Source organism: Allobaculum fili, assembly GCF_020969955.1.
GTDB lineage: Bacteria > Bacillota_I > Bacilli_A > Erysipelotrichales > Erysipelotrichaceae > Allobaculum > Allobaculum fili.
This window is the reverse complement of record NZ_JAHDSX010000164.1, coordinates 1-255: the sequence shown is the minus strand read 5'-3', so window position 1 is coordinate 255 and position 255 is coordinate 1. Positions and strand designations below refer to the sequence as shown.

General features: G+C 54.9%; 1 rRNA gene. It reads right to left on the bottom strand.

Annotated elements, in window-relative coordinates:
• Nucleotides 1-254 (bottom strand): 23S ribosomal RNA (locus Afil_RS11675); the annotation flags it as partial.
• Nucleotide 255: the final 1 nt, after the last annotated feature.

Genomic DNA, 255 nt, shown 5'->3' with positions numbered 1-255 from the left:
TCCGCCAGCCACAGGTCATCCGCCAGCTTTTCAACGATGGTCGGTTCGGTCCTCCACAAAGTTTCACCTCTGCTTCAACCTGCCCATGGCTAGATCACCCGGTTTCGGGTCTGCTCCTGACTACTTGTCGCCCTCTTAAGACTCGCTTTCGCTTCGGCTTCGCGTTTTCCCGCTTAACCTTGCATTCAAAAGCAACTCGCCGGTTCATTCTACAAAAGGCACGCCATCACCCTTGGTCGGGCTCTGACTTCTTGC